15 protein-coding genes and 1 tRNA gene are annotated in these 17663 nt (G+C 45.1%); 8 read left to right on the top strand and 8 right to left on the bottom strand.

Annotation, left to right across the window (positions count from 1 at the left end; genetic code table 11):
* The first annotated feature begins 159 nt into the window (after nt 1–159).
* The 4 genes from QFZ48_RS20095 to QFZ48_RS20080 all read left to right on the top strand — a co-directional run bounded on the left by QFZ48_RS20095 (nt 160) and on the right by QFZ48_RS20080 (nt 2141).
* Nucleotides 160–612, top strand: coding sequence for a hypothetical protein (locus QFZ48_RS20095; RefSeq protein WP_429063346.1), 453 nt, complete (start codon nt 160–162; stop codon nt 610–612).
* A 146-nt stretch (nt 613–758) separates the two neighbouring features.
* On the top strand, nt 759–965 hold the full coding sequence (locus QFZ48_RS20090; RefSeq protein ID WP_429063345.1) for a DUF5060 domain-containing protein: 207 nt from the start codon (nt 759–761) through the stop codon (nt 963–965).
* Nucleotides 869–1483, top strand: a complete 615-nt coding sequence (locus QFZ48_RS20085; RefSeq protein ID WP_429063344.1) for a DUF4038 domain-containing protein — start codon at nt 869–871, stop codon at nt 1481–1483. The genes QFZ48_RS20090 and QFZ48_RS20085 overlap by 97 nt, the downstream gene beginning before the upstream one ends.
* A gap of 202 nt (nt 1484–1685) precedes the next feature.
* Nucleotides 1686–2141, top strand: coding sequence for a DUF5605 domain-containing protein (locus tag QFZ48_RS20080; protein ID WP_429063343.1), 456 nt, complete (start codon nt 1686–1688; stop codon nt 2139–2141).
* Between the two features lie 247 nt (nt 2142–2388).
* On the opposite strand, the gene QFZ48_RS20075 is transcribed toward QFZ48_RS20080, so the two are convergent.
* From QFZ48_RS20075 to QFZ48_RS20045, 7 genes are all read right to left on the bottom strand, one after another.
* Nucleotides 2389–2473 (bottom strand) — tRNA-Ser (locus QFZ48_RS20075).
* A gap of 217 nt (nt 2474–2690) precedes the next feature.
* Nucleotides 2691–3164, bottom strand: coding sequence for a TolC family protein (locus tag QFZ48_RS20070; RefSeq protein WP_429063342.1), 474 nt, complete (start codon nt 3162–3164; stop codon nt 2691–2693).
* A gap of 1 nt (nt 3165) precedes the next feature.
* Nucleotides 3166–4113 carry a TolC family protein gene (locus tag QFZ48_RS20065; RefSeq protein ID WP_429063341.1) on the bottom strand — a complete coding sequence of 316 codons (948 nt, stop codon included), beginning with the start codon at nt 4111–4113 and terminating at the stop codon, nt 3166–3168.
* 42 nt (nt 4114–4155) lie between these two features.
* On the bottom strand, nt 4156–7320 hold the full coding sequence (locus tag QFZ48_RS20060) for an efflux RND transporter permease subunit (RefSeq protein ID WP_429050338.1): 3165 nt from the start codon (nt 7318–7320) through the stop codon (nt 4156–4158).
* Between the two features lie 137 nt (nt 7321–7457).
* Nucleotides 7458–8651 (bottom strand): efflux RND transporter periplasmic adaptor subunit, encoded by a 1194-nt coding sequence (locus tag QFZ48_RS20055; RefSeq protein ID WP_429050340.1) that lies wholly within the window; start codon nt 8649–8651, stop codon nt 7458–7460.
* A 345-nt stretch (nt 8652–8996) separates the two neighbouring features.
* A complete protein-coding gene (locus QFZ48_RS20050) occupies nt 8997–9881 on the bottom strand; it encodes a helix-turn-helix domain-containing protein (RefSeq protein ID WP_370907888.1) in 885 nt (294 codons plus the stop codon).
* 125 nt (nt 9882–10006) lie between these two features.
* On the bottom strand, nt 10007–12127 hold the full coding sequence (locus QFZ48_RS20045; protein ID WP_429050344.1) for an endonuclease MutS2: 2121 nt from the start codon (nt 12125–12127) through the stop codon (nt 10007–10009).
* Nucleotides 12128–12558: 431 nt separating this feature from the next.
* Here QFZ48_RS20045 and msrA point away from each other — a divergent pair, with 431 nt between their 5' ends.
* The 4 genes from msrA (at nt 12559) to ygiD (ending at nt 15192) form a co-directional block, all read left to right on the top strand.
* Nucleotides 12559–13206: a peptide-methionine (S)-S-oxide reductase MsrA gene (msrA, locus tag QFZ48_RS20040; RefSeq protein WP_370907890.1), complete on the top strand. Its 648-nt coding sequence runs from the start codon at nt 12559–12561 to the stop codon at nt 13204–13206.
* Between the two features lie 235 nt (nt 13207–13441).
* Complete coding sequence (locus QFZ48_RS20035) at nt 13442–13861, top strand: hypothetical protein (RefSeq protein ID WP_370907891.1); 420 nt, start codon at nt 13442–13444, stop codon at nt 13859–13861.
* A gap of 57 nt (nt 13862–13918) precedes the next feature.
* Entirely contained in the window at nt 13919–14329 is a 411-nt protein-coding gene (locus tag QFZ48_RS20030) for an Rrf2 family transcriptional regulator (protein WP_429050347.1), read from the top strand.
* A gap of 41 nt (nt 14330–14370) precedes the next feature.
* Nucleotides 14371–15192, top strand: a complete 822-nt coding sequence (gene ygiD, locus QFZ48_RS20025; protein ID WP_429063340.1) for a 4,5-DOPA dioxygenase extradiol — start codon at nt 14371–14373, stop codon at nt 15190–15192.
* Between the two features lie 41 nt (nt 15193–15233).
* Here the strand turns inward: ygiD and QFZ48_RS20020 are convergent, their stop codons facing one another.
* Nucleotides 15234–17627, bottom strand: a complete 2394-nt coding sequence (locus tag QFZ48_RS20020; protein WP_429063339.1) for an ABC transporter permease — start codon at nt 17625–17627, stop codon at nt 15234–15236.
* Between the last annotated feature and the right edge of the window lie 36 nt (nt 17628–17663).

Here is a 17663-nt window from a genome sequence, read left to right as displayed (position 1 = left end):
GAGTTTACTTCTGCTATCCGTAGGATGATTAACAATAGAAATATTTAACTTTAGTTAAGGTGTAAGATATTTTAAATATAAATTTTTATAGAATTTATGGCTTCTTTAATAAATGTGATTGTTCCGTTTGATGTATTTGTGGATAGGGTGAAAGATTTGATGGAGAAATACCAGGTGCATCTTTATCTGGAAAAAAGAGATGCAGCATTGCAGGCGGAGTATGTTAAATTGGATGTTTTTGCTGACCAGCTGGATATGGACTATAGTCAGTTTTTCTTCAGCGCTCAGGAAGTTACACTGAATGATGACACGAATTTTTATGCAGATGACGTATTTGATTATTGCATTGAAGGCAAAGGGGGCCGCCAAACAGATACGGATGTAGAATTGCTTGCGCTGCGTTTAATTAGTAAAAATCCAATGCCCACGATTAAGTCCTTCTTTAATGCGGTTCACAACCGTTTAAAGAAAGATAAGGATTTCGATGCTGGAATATACTCTGGCAGCGGGGTTGCCTTTTATAAGAATATTTTATACCTGAAATCAGCTGCGCAGGATAAGGTAATGTGGTTTGATTTTAAAAGGAAAGACAAACCCATTACACTCGAATAATTTAAAGCCCTCCATTCCGACCATAAAAGATCGTAACGGTTAATGGCCTGCTTAATCGCCGTTATATTGAAACTGTCGTTCCTTTTTGCTATGCCGTTTTCAATCATCAATATCCACATTTGCTCAATCAATTCATATTTTATCCGGTGAACCTAACAGGCAGATTTATTAAGAACAAGGATACTATTTCTGTTCCTGGTTTTTACGACGGCAATGGCATTTATAAAATCAGGTTTATGCCTCCAAACGAAGGAAAATGGAACTATGTAACTTTAAGCAATGTCAAAACCTTACTAATAAAAAAGGAAGCTTTGTATGTACCCCCGCGCAAAAAGATAATCATGGTCCTGTAGCAGTAAAAGACAGTTTCTATTTTGCATATGCCGACGGTACCCCGCATTATTCGTTTGGAACCACCTGCTACGGCTGGGTACACCAGGGTGATAGTTTGGCCGAAGTAACGCTCCAAACATTATCGAAGGGTTATTTTAATAAAATGCGCATGTGCATTTTTCCAAAGAGCTATGACTGGAACAATAATGAACCTGTGTATTATCCTTTTGAGGGATCACCGCTAAAAAACTGGAACTATAACAAATTAAACCCTGCCTTTTTCAGGAACATCGAAGAAAGAATAAAGCAGCTCGACTCACTAGGCATTCAAGCAGACCTTATTGTTTTCCATCCTTACGACCGTTGGGGATTTAGTTCGCTCGACAGAGCTACCGAAGACCTTTATATCAATTACATCATTGCACGATTCGCAGCTTTCAAGAATGTTTGGTGGAGCATGGCCAACGAGTATGATTTTATGCAGAATAAGAAAATGAGTGACTGGGACTATTATATTGAGCAATTCGCTACTAAATAAGTTTCACCACCTCCTTAGTATTCATAATGGTGTTCGGTTCTATGATCATACCAATCCCTACATTACGCATGTAAGCATTCAGGAAGAAAACACTTATGAGGCAAAAGAGTACAGGACGAAGTATAAAAAGCCTGTTATTTTTGATGAATGCAGATATGAAGGAAACATACCGTGGTCGTGGGGTAATTTAACTGCTCAATCCATGACTGAAAAGTTTTGGAGAGGTTTTACCAATGGAGGATTTGTAGGACATGGAGAAACTTATGTTACTGAAGATCCTATCCGGCTTCCTGGTGAGTCATCCGATATTTTATGGTGGTCGAAAGGCGGTGTGATGATAGGAAAAAGCCCCGATCGGATCAAGTTCCTCCGCCAGATTATTGAAGCGGCACCCGGGGAATTAAAACCTATTCCTTTATTTACGTGGGCACCATTTTCATGCGTCGGCATTGAACATGAATACTATTTGGGGTATTTGAATGATGCACAACCGCGGAGCATTGTTATTGATCTTCCTACAGACGCATCCTACAATGTTGAAGTGATTGACACATGGAATATGACCATCACACCATTGGAAAAGAAATTTTCAGGACACAGCTTAATCGGGTTACCGGGAAAACCATATATTGCTGTGAGAATTGTAAGAAATAAGTAGGATAGCAATGTACCTCATCATAACTAACGGATATCTCTATTTATTCATTTACCTGTTAACAACTGCAATTACCATCCCATCATGTTCTTTAATACCAACGGTTTGCAGAATAGTAGCTGTAACATTTTTGTTTTCCTTCAGGCTTTCATTTAACCGAAATCAGTGGCATTTATCCGGCATTTTTCTAAATACAAAAAGCCTGTAGATTTTGCATCTACAGGCTTTAACCATTTTAACAATGTGGTTGCGGAGAGTCAGGGATTCGAACCCCGGGACCTGTTACAGTCAACAGTTTTCAAGACTGCCGCAATCGACCGCTCTGCCAACTCTCCAGGGACGCAAAAGTATAAAAGAAATTGAAAATAAAAAAAAATTCGGCTATTATTTTTTAAACCCGCCAGCAGCAAGCCTTCCGGAAATAAAAATCCCGGTTTACAACGCGTAAACCGGGATGGTATGATAAAAATGACGGACCTAAGCGATCTGTTTCGGGTAGTGATTCAAAAACTCTGCTGATGGTCTTTCGCTTTGATCCGTCATTTGCAGTGGCTATTTCCAACCGCCACCCAAAGAACGGTACAGGTCTACCATCGCATTGAGGCGCTGGCGGTCTATATCGGCCTGGGCCAGTTCAGCCTGCAGGGAACGTGATTGGGCAGTAATTACTTCGAGGTAATTAGCCATACCGCTGCGGAACAGCAGCTGAGCCTGTTGTACTGCCAGTTGCGCAGTATTTACCTGGCGGACAGCAATTTCCTGCTGCACCTTTACTTTGTCCAGCTTTACCAACGCATCACTAACCTCTCCTACTGCTGTAAGAGCAGACTGCTTAAACTGGATCACCGCTTGTTCACGTTGAATTTTAGCTACTTCCAGTTGTGTTTTTAACTGGCGGCGCTGGAAGATAGGCTGTGCCACACTTCCGGCCACTGTACCAAACAGGGAAGCAGGAAGATTAAACCAGGTGCTGGCTTTGAAGGCATTTAATCCGCCACTGCCGGTAATAGTGAGCGTAGGATACATACTACCCCTGCGCCACGCCTACCTGTGCATTAGCAGCTACCAGTCCCATTTCGCTGGCGCGTACATCCGGGCGGCGGCTGATCATGGCCGCAGGAATACCTGCCGGCAATGAGTCCAATACCTGGAAGTCGCTCAGTTTGCTGCTACGTGTAATCGTTGACGGTAGCTCACCGGTTAAAATGCGTAACGCATTTTCCTGGATGGCAATACCTTGTTCCAGTTGTGGGATCAGCAGTTCCGCAGTTTGTTGCTGCGAAATAGCCTGTTGCACCCCCAGCTCTGTTACATCACCGGCGGCTTTCTGCAGGCGGATCATCTTTACGATGGTGTCGCTGAGCGCCAGGTTTCTGCGGGCCACACTGAGCTGGTTGTCCAGCATCAGCAGGTTGAAGTAACTGTTGGCAATAGCTGCCACCAACCCGGTTTGCACGGCGTGCTCGCCTTCGTACGATTGCAGATAGGTAGCCAGTGCGGCTTCTTTCTGACGTTTTATCTTACCCCAGATATCAATTTCCCACGACATGCCCACACCGATATTAAAATCTTCGATATGGTCGCCGAGGTTATTAACAGCAAGGTTCAATCCATTAAAACTATTCTTGGAAGGGAAGTTGGTACTGCCCGATGCGGTAGCTGTAAAAGCCGGCAACCAGGCCACTTTAGCCTGTTTCAGGTAAGCCTGCGCCGTTTCCACTCTTTTCACCGCCAGCTGCAGATCGTAGTTGCCGGTGAGGGCCTGGCTGATCAACTGCTGTAAGGTGGCATCTGTAAAAAACTTCTTCCATTCTATTTCTGCTATGCTGCTGGTGTCTGAAGGCGCAGTGTCATTATTGAACTGCTGCGGCAACGCCACCGGGGGCCGCTCGTAATTGCGGCCTACCCGGCATGCTGCTAACCCTACAACTAAGGAGAACAACAAAAAGTAAAATGAGCTATATCTTGTTTTCATTTGTCTTTTTTCTGAATCTGATAATATATTTTTCTGCCGCTATTAATGAACCAGCTTTGCCTGATGTTCTGCTTCCACTGCCACTATCGGTTTACGGCTGATTTTCTCTTGCAGGAACTGGAAAATTACAAACAGCACAGGTATGATGAATACCCCCAGGACCACCCCGGTAAACATGCCACCTACAGTACTCCAACCGATCGAGTGATTGCCTTTGGCAGATGCACCTTGCGTAAAGATTAATGGCAACATACCAACAATAAAGGCAAAGGAAGTCATCAATATTGGACGAAGACGAAGCTGTGCTGCTTCCAAAGCCGCCTCAACAAGCTCATAGCCCGCCCTTCGCCGTTGTAGGGCAAACTCCACAATCAGGATCGCATTTTTAGCCAATAATCCTATCAGCATGATCATACCTATTTGTACGTAGATATTGCCCTCTATGCCGCTGAAGCCAATGAAACTATATACACCTAATATACCCGTAGGTACAGTAAGGATTACTGCCAGTGGCAGGATATAGCTTTCATACTGTGCAGCCAGCAGGAAGAATACGAACAACACACTCAATAAAAACACAAATGCAGTTTGGTTCCCTGCTCTTATCTCTTCCCTCGTAATACCCGTAAACTCATAGGCATATCCCTGTGGCAATGCCTTTTTCGATACTTCTCCAATGGCTTTAATTACATCACCGGTACTATAACCTGGTTTGGGCGTGGCATTAATGGTAACAGCACTATACAGGTTGTTTCGTGTAACTGTTTCCGGACCATATACACGTGTGAATTTGGCCACTGTACTTACCGGCACCATCGTACCCAGGTTGTTCTTTACATAAATAGCATCCAATGAACTTTTATCCATCCGGTAGGAAACATCGGCCTGCGCCATTACGCGGCTATACTTCCCGAAACGGTTAAAGTCTGAAACAAAACTACTACCATAATACGTTTGCAGCGTATTCAACAAATCACCAACAGATACACCCAATTGTTTCACTTTTATATCATCTATATCAATGGTGTATTGTGGATTCCCCGTATTAAAAGTAGTGAACGCACTCGCCACTTCCGGCCGCTGACTTAATGCACCAACAAAACCCCATGCCGTTCCCGCTAATTTCTCCAGCGATCCGTTTGTTCTGTCCTGCAACATCATTTCTACCCCGCTCACATTACCGAAACCCTGTATTGTTGGGAAACCAACAAAGAAAGTCAGGGCATCATGTACTTGCATTGACTTGCCTAACAAACCGCCTGCAATAGCAGTGGGGTCTTTTACAGCACCTCTCTCCTTACGATCTTTTAACCGTACAAATATCGCAGCGTTAGGGGAAGCGTTCGCATTTGTTACGAAGTTCATTCCATTTGCAGCCCATACATCGCTCACACCCTCATCTTTCATCGTAATTTTACTGATCTGGCTCGTTGCATTCTCCGTTCTGCTAAGTGAACTACCGGGAGGTGTTTGGGTAATACCAACAACAAACCCCTGATCCTCATCCGGAATAAACCCGGTAGGTGTTGTTTTGATCAGCAAAACTGTAGCAACCACCACAAGCAATAATCCGGTAACGGCCACCCATCTGTTCTTCAGCAGGAATTTGATGCTCCGTATATATCTTGCCGTCATTGCATTAAAAGCGGTATTAAACGCATCGAAGAAGCGGGCACCAAAACCTTTTTTCTCTCCACCTTCGCCTATATGCTGGTTCTTTAAGAATAAAGCACACAACGCCGGACTTAGCGTTAACGCATTCACCGCAGAAATAACGATAGCAATGGCCAGCGTAAAGGCGAATTGTTTATAGAATACGCCTGCAGGACCTTGTACAAAGCTCACTGGTACAAACACTGCTGCCATTACCAATGTGATCGAAATAATCGCACCGGATATCTCACTCATCGTTTTAACTGTTGCCTCTCTTGCCGGTAAATGCTCTCGTTCCATCGTTGAGTGTACGGCTTCTACAACCACAATTGCATCATCCACCACAATACCAATAGCCAGTACCAGTGCGAACAATGTAAGCAGGTTAATACTAAAGCCGAATAATTGTAAGAAGAAGAAGGTACCTATAATCGAAACAGGAACAGCAATTACCGGGATCAATGTAGAGCGCAGATCTTGCAGGAAAACGAAAACCACGATGGCCACCAGGATGAATGCAATGATCAGTGTTTCTTTTACCTGGTCGATTGATGCATCCAAAAACTCCTTCGAGTTGTACATGATCTTAAACTTCATACCATCGGGTAACGCCTTATCAAATTCTCCAATCTGGCGTTCCAGTTCGGTAAGAATTTCATTGGCATTGGAACCCGGTGTTTGCAAAATACCAAAACCAGTAGCCGGTTTGCCATCGAGCAAATTCGAGGCAGTATAAGTATAACCACCAAGTTCAACCCGGGCCAAATCTTTAAGGCGAAGAACAGAACCATCGTTATTTGCCTTAATCACCATGTTTTCATACTCTTCAGGCTTGTTCAACTTTCCCTTGTACTTAATAATATACTCGAAAGATTCTTTACTACTTTGTCCCAAACGCCCTGGTGCAGCTTCTACGTTCTGATCTTTGATCGCATTCATCACTTCCGTTGTAGAAAGATTATTAGCAACAAGCCTGTCGGGTTTCAACCAAACACGCATCGAATAATCTTTCGACCCAAATGGCTGTACCTGTGCCACCCCTGGTATACGTTGTAACTGAGGGATGATATTAATTCTTGCATAGTTATTTAAGAACAGTTCGTTATACTTAACGCTATCCTCGCTATATATCGCCACAAACATCAGGAAGCTGCTCTGCACTTTCTGTGTAGAAAGCCCAGCCTGTAATACTTCGGGAGGCAACTGGCTATTAGCTTTAGATACGCGGTTTTGTACGTTTACCGCCGCAATATCAGGATCCGTTCCTTGTTTAAAATAAACTGTCAAGGTGTAGCTACCATCGTTGTTGGAATTGGAGGTCATGTACGTCATGTTCTCCACACCATTTACCGATTCTTCTATGGGGGTAGCAACTGTACGGGCTATCACCTCCCCGTTGGCGCCAGGGTAATTAGCGATAACCTGTACAGATGGCGGCGCAATCTCAGGGAATAAGGCCGTAGGCAGGGAGAATAAAGACAACGCTCCCAGTATAACCAATATGATAGAAATAACCGTTGATAACACCGGCCTTTCAATAAATCGTTTTAACATAAATAACAATTATGGGTTGCGGTATGTCCGCACGAACACAAACAGTGCATGTGTGTAACAACACTGCCTGCGTCACAATTTGAATAATGTTTTGTGTAAACGTTCTTAACACTGGCGTGCTTTCACGCTTAACTATTTTAAAGCAGCGGCTTTGCTTTCAACAGGCTATCTATAGATACCATCTGTGGCTGAATAACAACACCATCTTTTAAACCACCCATCATCATGGTAGATTGAGAAGATAATACAATCTTATCTCCCACCTTAACGCCATCAGTAACAAAATAATAATTAGACGTTTTGCCAGAAATGGTTAGTGGTTTTGTAACGATTTTATTACTATCGGCCACTGTATAAACAAACACTTTGTCCTGCAATTCAAACGTAGCTTCCTGAGGAATTACCAATGCAGAAGCATGTAAAGTAGGTACTCTGACTTTACCGGTACTACCACTTCTAAGTACTCCCTGTGCATTAGGAAAGCTGGCACGTAAACTAATTGCACCAATAGTTTTGTCAAACTGCCCTTCCACTATTTCAACTTTTCCTTTTTCAGGATAAACACTTCCATCTGCCAGGATTAATTCTACCGCTGGCATTCCTTTTACTTTTTCAGCAACACTATTACCTGGATATTTTTCCTTGAATTTGAGGAAATCGGTTTCACTCAAAGAAAAATAAACACGCATATCCTTTACTTCAGAAATAGTAGTCAACGCGCCTGTCATTCCCCTGCTAATAAGGCTTCCCGTTTTAAAGGGAATACTACCTACATAACCATCGCTGGGTGCGCTGATATTTGTGAACCCAAGATTGATACGGGCGGCTTCTACCTGGGCCTGTGCCTGGGCAACATTAGCTTTCGCTGAATTGTAACTTGCTTCGGCCGATTTTAATTGAACATCCGATACCACATTATTACTAAGTAGCGGTTTCAATTTATCAACATTGATTTGTGCATTCTCTAATGCCGCTTTTGCAGCTTGTAAATTTGCAGTGGCATTGTTGAGTTGCTCTACATAAGGTCTGCTATCGATCGTGAAAAGTGTTTGACCTTTTCTAACGTAAGCACCTTCATCTACTGAAATATTCGTTAGATAGCCATCTACCTGTGGTCTTATTTCCACATCACGGGTTCCTTCTACCGAAGCAGGGAAGTCCTGAAAGGTTGTAGCAGGTAATGTAACTGCTTTAATTACAGGTAAAGATGCTGGTGGCGGAGCCTCATTCTTTGCCTGCGATGTGCTGCAGGCAGACAATACGGAAAGAACAAAAAAACTATAAAGTAAGCCTGCCGGCAAATTTGTAAACGTTGATTTAAATGGTTTCATACTACTTTGTTTTAAACGACTAACAATAAAATTCCCCGGTACGATCAAGGCCAATAAAAGGCAGCCTTGCTTCGCAGCAATCAATATCAGTGACAGCAATCGGGTTGTGAAATACAGGTAGGTAGCCCCGCAACACTCAGACACCTATAATGTTACAGCACATTATACGTTTGAGCACAGCAATTTGTTACTACTGTAAAAAAGAAAATTGAAGGTTTGCGGTCGGCCGCTAAAAAATTCTCATCGGTTTTCAAAATTTAGAATGATGCACGGGCGACATCATTATTTTAAACACAATGCAAAAATAGATATTTAAAGTTAACGCACGTTTAAATTATTACGGGTTTAATTGTACTTTTCACGGATACTCTTTTGAAACGATGCAGGGGTGAATCCGGAATGCTTCTTAAAGAAACGGTTAAAATAGGCATCATCTTCAAAATTCAACTGCGCAGCAATCTGCTTGATAGAGTGCTCACCCCAGTACAGCAGGCGTTTTGCCTCCATGATCCGTTTCTCGTCAATGATGAATTTAGCATTCCTTCCCAGCAACGCCTTCACCGTGTCATTTAAATGTCCCGGTGAAACGTACAACATTTCTGCATAATCCGATACCTGCGCTTTCTCATGAAAATGCTGATCTACCAGCATCTTAAACTGCCGCGCCATATTATATTGCGAACTCTCTGCATTCATCCAGTTACCGGAAGGTTCAGAAATACGCCCGCACGCTATAATAAAAGCGTTCAACAGGTTACGGATGATGGCATCCTTGCGTAATTTGTTGCTGTTATACTCTTTCCTGATCAAATCTGCATAAGACAATACTTCCTCCAGCTGCTCTTCGTTCAGCGGAACCATACCGGAGCTGAATACACAGCGCCAGCAGCTCACCACTCCCTGCATTTCGGGCACCAGGAAGTCGTTGGTGAAATAAAGATTAATGAGCTCCGCATCAGGATCCATCTCATGCTGATGCACCTGGTTAGGTTCCATCAGCATGAGCGCCGGCGCTTCCATCTCGTATTTTTTAAAATCAATCACCTGCGTTATGCGGCCCTTGATCAATATATCTATACTATATCCATTGTGACGATGCGGAATGTTCAGATCACCTGCGCACTCATAACCATTCCACTCCCCCATGAAAAAGTTGGCCCCTTCTGCGTAATCACAGTTATAAACCTGTACATCCGAATTGCGTGTTACAACACGTTCTAATACTTCCATTGGTTTAATATTTTACGGTAACCACCATTTAAATTTTGACGCGGTAAAGATAGGTTATTAAATAACCTTGCTCCAACTATACGGCCTATAGATAATCTCTATACCACCTCAGGGTATCCGTTATATCATTTCCCTTCCTCTACCTTTTCAGCAGGTTTTTCCTGCACCAGCACAAGATCGCTCAGCTTCACATTGATAGGAATATTACCAATTTTTACGATGGCACGCTTATCACGGATCTCCAATACCTTGCCCACCTGCCTGTTGGTAACAATTTTCACCTGGGTGCCTACCTCTATCTGGCCTTTGATCTCCTCAAATTTGTCCTGTACTTTTTTGTTGAGTTGTTCAGTATGCTGCTTTTCACGCCGGCGGAACAACAGGATTTCTGCCTGCTTCATTACTTTCTCCTTATCATCGGCACGTTTCCACTCTATCACGATCTGCTTCAGCTTCCGCTCCATATCTTTCAGGTATTGCAGGTCATCTTCCTTGATCTGGTTCTGTAATTTCAGTAAAGCATATTGCTGCTGCTTACGCTCTTTGTCGGCCAGCACTTCATATTCCTTCTTCAGGCGCTCGTTTTCCTTCAATAACTTCTGCAGTTCCTTTTCTTTGCTTTCTACTTTCTGCAGATCCTGTTCGGCTTTGTTCAGCAGCTTATCCAGCTGGAAATGCCCCTCATCCACGAGTTTCTTGGCGCGCGCAATCAGCGACGGATGCAACCCTATCCTTTCAGCAATAGAGAAGGTATACGAGCTGCCGGGCTTCCCCACCATCAGCTTATACATAGGCATCAGCGTTTGTTCATCGAAGCCCATGGCCCCGTTAACGATCCCCTTTACCTTGTTGGCCATCACTTTCAGGTTCAGATAGTGCGTGGTAACTATACCATACGCATGTTTCTTGGCCAGTTCCTCCATGATCACTTCTGCAAAAGCGCCGCCCAAGTTGGGATCCGACCCGCTTCCCAGTTCATCTATAAAGAAAAGCGTTCTGCCGTTGGCGTTTTCCATGAAATATTTCATGTTTTTGAGATGGGAACTGTACGTGCTCAGCTCAAACTCCAGCGACTGGGTATCCCCGATATGGATCATCAGTTGTTTAAAGATCCCGATCTGGGACGATGGATGTACCGGCACCAGCAGTCCCGATTGCAGCATCAGCTGAATAAGCCCGATGGTTTTCAGGGTCACCGTTTTACCACCGGCATTGGGTCCGCTGATCACCAGGATATGCGCATCTTTATCCAGGTTGATGCTTACCGGGATGGTAGGCTTCTGGTTTTTCCTGTTATAAAGCAGCAGCAACGGGTGATAAGCCTGTATAAGATTAAGCTGTGCATGCGGCAGCAGCATGGGATAGTTTGCGTCCATATCCAGCGCCAGCCTGGCTTTTGCCCGGATAAAATCGAAAGTACCCAGGATTTCATGGTAGCCGTTCAGCAAAAACGAAAAACCACTTAATGCGGCCGTCATCGCTTTGAGAATGCGGTACACCTCGCGTCCTTCTTCCCTTTCGAGCGACTGGATATCATTATTCAGCTCAATGGTTTCTTCCGGTTCCAGGAAGGAAGTCTTCCGCGTATCGGATTCGCCATGAATAATACCCTTTACCATGCGCTTATTTTCGGCGTAAATAGCCACAACCCTGCGTCCGTTGAGGAAAGCCTCTTCCTGGTCGGCCAGGTAATTGAGCTTTTGCAGCTTCTGCAGGATACGGTCAAACACGCGGCGCAGCTCTGTACGTTTGCGGTACAGCGAAATACGGATGCGGGCCAGTTCCGGGGAAGCGTTATCCCTTACCTGTCCCAGTTCATCCAGCACTTCATCAATGGTAGCGGTGATCTTTTTCTCATAATGGGTTTCTTTGATCACTTCATACAACGCGGAGTACTGGGTACGGCGGTCGTGATCAAAGAAACGGACAATGCTATGCATGCTTTCTGCCAGTTTACGCAGCAGCATGGCCTGTTCCCCGGTTAGTACAGCCCCTTCAATAGAAAGCAGGCGGAGTTCTCTTTTAAGGTTCAGGATGAAATCGTTCGGAAAATTTTCCTGTAACAGGGTGAGTTGTTTATATTCATGTGCCTGTTGCAGGGCGGTTTTTACGTAATCTATATGCGTGTGCAGGCGGAGCGCTGCGGCCATTTCCTTGCCGAGCTCTGTTTTGCAATGCTCTTGCAGCAATGCCTGTACTTTGTCGAATTCCAACTGCATCAACGCAGATTCAGGAAAATATTTCAAGTGTTATTTATTTAAAGTAAGAAGGCACCAACAATCAGGTATTGTTCGTGTCTGCGTAAAAGGTTTACGTTCATGTGCGCGTAAAAGCGCTGCCAACATGGTGGCGGAGAAAGCTGATCCGGGAAAATTATTAATTCTTGTTCATCTTTGTTGTCATTATGCTATCAAACGTTATCCGGCAATTCCGGCTTATACTATCGGTTCCTGCTGCTGCTGACGTATGCTTTTGGGCGGTTTTCAGGGCGCTCCTGGGTTCCTGGAAACTGCAAAAGAATGTTAAAGTTACTTAACTTGTCGCTCTCCTCCATCATATATTACGTAAATTATAAAAAGGAAAGGCTCTTTAAAGATGCCAGGAATAGCTGCAATCCCTTAACAGCATTACATTCCGGACATATAAAAAAAGCTGCATCTTTGAAATTTTTATTTTTATGAGAAAATATTCAATATTCATTTGCCTGATTGCAATGGCGTTTTCTGCCTGTGCCCAGCAAAAAAAAGACAAAGTGCCCGGAGATATGGAAGTAACCAACAATGGAAAAACGGCTACCGCTACCTTCGGAGGCGGCTGCTTCTGGTGTACAGAAGCTCAGTTTCAATACCTGGACGGTGTAACTAAAGTAGAATCCGGCTATGCCGGCGGTGATGTACCCAACCCTACCTACGAGCAGGTATGTACCGGTACTACCGGCCATGCGGAAGTGATCCGCGTTACCTACGATACGTCAAAGATAAGCTACGAAGAACTGCTGCAGGCTTTCTGGCTGAGTCACGACCCCACCCAGCTGAACAGGCAGGGCAACGACGTAGGTACCCAGTACCGCAGCGTGATCTTCTACAATAACGAGGACCAGAAAGAGAAAGCAGCGTTTTATAAGAAGAAACTGCAGGAATCCGGCGCGTACGACAAACCTATTGTAACGGAAATTGCGCCGCTTACTACCTTTTATGAGGCGGAAGATTATCACCAGAACTATTATAACCAGAACGGATCACAGCCATATTGCACTTTTGTGATCAAACCCAAACTGGAGAAGTTCAAAAAAGCATTTGCCGGACACCTGAAAAAACAACCCTAAGGGGAGATAGTGCATGGGGAGTGCATTGATAGTGCATTGGAAGTGCATCAGAAGTGCATGAGAACAGTATTCATAGTGCATGGGTTAGGCAATGCTTACCCATGCATCAGGCATCTGAGAAGTATTGGTGAAGTAACAGACAAACATCGTCGACCTCCCCTCTACCGCATTTATTGCTGAATCCTAAAAAACTTTTATTAACTTATGCAGCAGTTAATAAAAAGTTCCACCATTAATGAGCACTGTACAAGTATGTCCCTGGTGTGGGAGCACGGATCTTATCCGTACCATACCGGAAAAAGACCCATTTCACGTACTGTTTATCTGCCAAAGCTGTCAAAAGGTAGTGAACGACCAAACAACCCCGGAAAACCGGAAAAACATCATTTCTAAACGTACCATCGAGGAAAAAGCGATACAACTGAGCCTGCATTCCGGAAAATTGCATGCCGTTAAATACTACCTGACAGAAATGAACAAGCTCCCCGGCACCAATATTGGCCTGCTGGAAGCTAAAGAGGCCGTGGAGGCGCTTATTGGCGCCCGTGGGGTAGCCAGTGCAGTGAAGCAACCCAGCCGGAATGGCTGCGTGATTGCCCTTATCGTACTGGTTCTCATCATTGCCAGCGTGGTTTACTTCTATACCCACAGATAAATTTTTCCATTCTCCCCTATTATCGTACTTTTGTACTGTAATAAAGTCGATTACAGAATGAACAACGGAAGATTTCCCATATCACTGCATATACTCACGCTGATGGCCAGCGCGGAAGGGGAACTGTTGTCGTCCGACTATATTGCCGGCAGCATTAACATCAACCCGGTACTGGTTCGAAAGGAAATCAGCAACCTCCGCAACCACGGGCTCATAGAAAGTAAGGAAGGTAAAAACGGAGGCGCCACCCTGGCAAAACCAGCCGATAAGATCCGGCTCTCAGAAGTATACCACGCCGTACAACAGGCTTCCCTGCTGGGAAATAGCAAAAATAAGCCCAACCCCGACTGCCTCGTAGGGAAACAGATCAACCAGCATCTGGACAACCTTTACCAGGAAATTGAAGGCGCACTGCTGCTTAAACTGGACAAAACAAGCCTGGCGGACTTCTTACGCCAGTTCGCATAAATTTTATCATCAACGGCATTGCTGCCATCAGGAGGAATAGCATGCAACTCAACGATCTCAGGAATATTACCGGCGAATTTAAAAACAGCGCCCGCATGCCCGTTATGTTTATCGGGCACGGAAACCCCATGAACGGTATCATGGACAATCCCTTTACACGCGCCCTCAGCAGCATGGGAAAGGACTTGCCTCAAAAACCTAACGCCATCCTGGTAATATCCGCCCACTGGCTCACCAAAGGCACCCACGTGCTGGTAGCCCCGCAACCGGAAACCATCCACGATTTCGGCGGATTCCCGGAAGCACTTTACGCGGTACAATACCCTGCACCCGGCGCACCGGAACTGGCCCGGGAAACCAAACAGCTCATCACTTCCACTAATGTTATAGAAGATGACCACTGGGGCCTCGATCACGGCTCATGGACGGTACTGAAACATATGTATCCTATGGCCGATATCCCTGTATTCCAGCTGAGCATCGATTATCACCAGCCACCGGAATACCACTTCAAACTGGCGGCAGAACTGAAAGCACTACGGGATAAAGGAGTACTCATCATCGGCAGCGGCAACATTGTGCACAATCTCCGGCAGGTAGTGTTTACAGACAATGCCAAACCGTTCGACTGGGCCCTTTCCTTCGATGAAACGGTGAAACAGAAACTGGAACAGGGCGCCTTCACCGACCTGGTAAATTATCATACCCTCGGCCGGGAAGCGCAATTGTCCATCCCAACCAACGATCACTATCTCCCAATGATCTATACACTGGGACTGGTAAATAAAAATGAGGAAATAAAATTCACGTACGAAGAAATACAGAACGGAAGTATCAGTATGCGGTGTTTTAAAACCGCTTAATATAATGCAGCGCCGGGCAATTACTTACCCGGCGCCTTCTTTTAATCAGCCCGCAAACTCTTAACAGGATTGGCCATCGCAGCTTTCACCGCATGAAAACTCACCGTCGCCAACGCAATCACTACCACCGCGCTGCCTGTAATCACAAACACCCAGATGCTGATGCCCGCATGATAGGCGAAATTATTCAGCCACCGGTCCATAATCCACCAGGTAACCGGGAATGCTACCGCAGCGGCAATAAGTAACAATTGCAGGAAATCTTTCGATAATAATTTTACAATATTCGCGGTGGAAGCCCCCAGCGTTTTGCGTACGCCTATTTCCTTTGTTCGCTGTACCGCCGTGAAAGCCGCCAGCCCAAAGAGTCCCAGACAGGCAATAAATAATGCCAGCATTGCAAACAACATAAATATCGTTTCCTGCTTCTGCTCACCGGCATACTGCCTGGCGAAATTCTGATCTATAAAACTATAATCGAACTGATGCCCGGGATCAAAGGAATGAAACACTTTTTCAATATAGGCAACTGCAGCCGGCACATTGGACCTGCTCACCTTCACGTACACATTGTCCTGCGCACCGGGGAACGGCGGCATCTCCAGCACCAGCGGCGCTATTTTATGCTGCAGGGAATAGATGTGAAAATCTTTTACCACGCCCACCACTACACGCTCGGTACGATTCCCTTCGGCGTCAATCTTAAACTGCACCCGCTTGCCCAGTGGCTGATCCCAGTTGAGCATTTTCACAAGCGTTTCATTGATCAGCACCGAATGATGCATATCCGATTCACCGGTATCTGAAAAATTACGCCCGCTTTGCAGCTTGATGCCCATTGTTTTCAGGTAATCCGCGTCCACCATATAATTCTGCGCAACTACAGACGCCTCGGAAATACTGCCGTTCTGCTCAAAGAAAAAGCCGTGACCACCAATATTATTCCTGCCTATCGGATTACTGGCCGCAGCTACATGCTGCACCAGCGGATTCCGCAACAACTGGTCTTTCAGCACCGCCATTTTACTCCGCATCTGCTGGTCAGGTATATGAAAAGACAACACCTGGTCTTTGTCGAAACCCAGGTTCTTATGCATCATATACTGCAGCTGGTCATACGCCACCATGGTGCTTCCTGTTAAAATAATCGCAATGATAAACTGGAAGGTAACAAGCCCCTTCCGGAAACCAGCGTGGCCGCTGTTTCCCAGCTTCCCTTTCAGCGAATTGATCACTTTAAAACCAGACATAAACACCGCCGGGTAAATACCTGCCAACAGACCGGTGAGTAAAGCCAGCATTATAATAACAACGATGGTTTTTGCCAGTCCGAACTGCCATAACTGTACCTGCGAACCGGTGAAAGCATTAAACCAGGGCAGCAATACCGCTACCATTCCCACAGCAACCAGGGCGGCAAAGAAAGTAAGCAGCATGGATTCTGTCAGGAACAGGCGCGCAATTTCTTCCCTGCCCGATCCCATACTTTTACGCACCCCTACTTCTTTTATACGCGCGCTGGCGCGGGCCGTAGCCAGGTTCATATAGTTAATACAGGCAATCAGCAACGTCAGCAAACCAATACAAAGAAAAATATAGATGTACAGCATGTTGCCGTTTGGCGATATTTCATAATCGAGGTGGGAATGCAGGTGGATATCTGTCACCGGCTGCAGTTCCATTTTATACGTTACTTCTCCCATACGCGGTTTTAAATACCGCTCAAAAAACGCCGGCAGCTTACTTTCCAGCGATTTTGCATCCGCATCTTTCTGCAATAACAGGTAAGTATATACGTCGAAGTTCTGCCAGCCGTTAGCGTTATAGTCCGGCGGCATTACGCGCAATGCGCTGAAAGAGAGATGGGAATTGGAGGGCACATCTTCCATTACTGCGCTCACAGTATAAGCAGTGCTGTCATCTGTGAGGATGGTTTTTCCTATCGCCTCCTCAGGGCTGCCGATGAGTTTTTGAGCAAGACTCCGGGTCAGCACCAGCGAATTGGGTTGGGCCAGGGCAGAAGAAGCATCCCCTGCGGCTATCGGGAAATTGAACACGCTAAAAAAGGTGCTGTCCACAAAAAACATATCCCCTACTTCCAGTTTCTTTTCGCCATATTTCAATGCGGCGCCGCCATCGGCTTCTACTCTTGTTATCTGTTCTATTTCGGGGTAGTCTTTCTTCAATACCGCGGCAAATGGGGCGGAAGTAGTAGCCAGGTGCAAATTACCGCCTGTCCACGTAGCATGATTAACAGCCCGGTAAATACGATCCGCCTGCGGATAAAAATTATCATAACTGGTTTCCCGGTGTACATACAGCAACAATAACCAGCAGGCGGCCAGGCCAATAGACAACCCGGCAATATTGATCAGGGAATAATATTTAAACCGGACCAGGTTACGCCATGCTATCAGGAGATGATTTTGAAACATCGGGAGAAATTTAAAGTTGATAACTATCTCACATTA

The sequence above is a fragment of the Chitinophaga sp. W2I13 genome, assembly GCF_050434005.1.
In the GTDB taxonomy this organism is placed as follows: Bacteria; Bacteroidota; Bacteroidia; order Chitinophagales; family Chitinophagaceae; genus Chitinophaga.
Note: the sequence above shows the minus strand (reverse complement) of the source record. Positions and strands in the feature narration are given on the sequence as shown.

Coding starts and splice junctions, on each gene's coding strand:
- QFZ48_RS20085 (WP_429063344.1), top strand. CDS start 869: ATGGAACTATGTAACTTTAAGCAATGTCAAAACCTTACTAATAAAAAA.
- QFZ48_RS20050 (WP_370907888.1), bottom strand. CDS start 9,881: ATGGAAGTATTAGAACGTGTTGTAACACGCAATTCGGATGTACAGGTT.
- QFZ48_RS20065 (WP_429063341.1), bottom strand. CDS start 4,113: ATGAAAACAAGATATAGCTCATTTTACTTTTTGTTGTTCTCCTTAGTT.
- QFZ48_RS20060 (WP_429050338.1), bottom strand. CDS start 7,320: ATGTTAAAACGATTTATTGAAAGGCCGGTGTTATCAACGGTTATTTCT.
- QFZ48_RS20095 (WP_429063346.1), top strand. CDS start 160: ATGGAGAAATACCAGGTGCATCTTTATCTGGAAAAAAGAGATGCAGCA.
- QFZ48_RS20080 (WP_429063343.1), top strand. CDS start 1,686: ATGACTGAAAAGTTTTGGAGAGGTTTTACCAATGGAGGATTTGTAGGA.
- QFZ48_RS20070 (WP_429063342.1), bottom strand. CDS start 3,164: ATGTATCCTACGCTCACTATTACCGGCAGTGGCGGATTAAATGCCTTC.
- QFZ48_RS20030 (WP_429050347.1), top strand. CDS start 13,919: ATGAACAACGGAAGATTTCCCATATCACTGCATATACTCACGCTGATG.
- QFZ48_RS20020 (WP_429063339.1), bottom strand. CDS start 17,627: ATGTTTCAAAATCATCTCCTGATAGCATGGCGTAACCTGGTCCGGTTT.
- ygiD (WP_429063340.1), top strand. CDS start 14,371: ATGCAACTCAACGATCTCAGGAATATTACCGGCGAATTTAAAAACAGC.
- QFZ48_RS20055 (WP_429050340.1), bottom strand. CDS start 8,651: ATGAAACCATTTAAATCAACGTTTACAAATTTGCCGGCAGGCTTACTT.
- msrA (WP_370907890.1), top strand. CDS start 12,559: ATGAGAAAATATTCAATATTCATTTGCCTGATTGCAATGGCGTTTTCT.
- QFZ48_RS20035 (WP_370907891.1), top strand. CDS start 13,442: ATGAGCACTGTACAAGTATGTCCCTGGTGTGGGAGCACGGATCTTATC.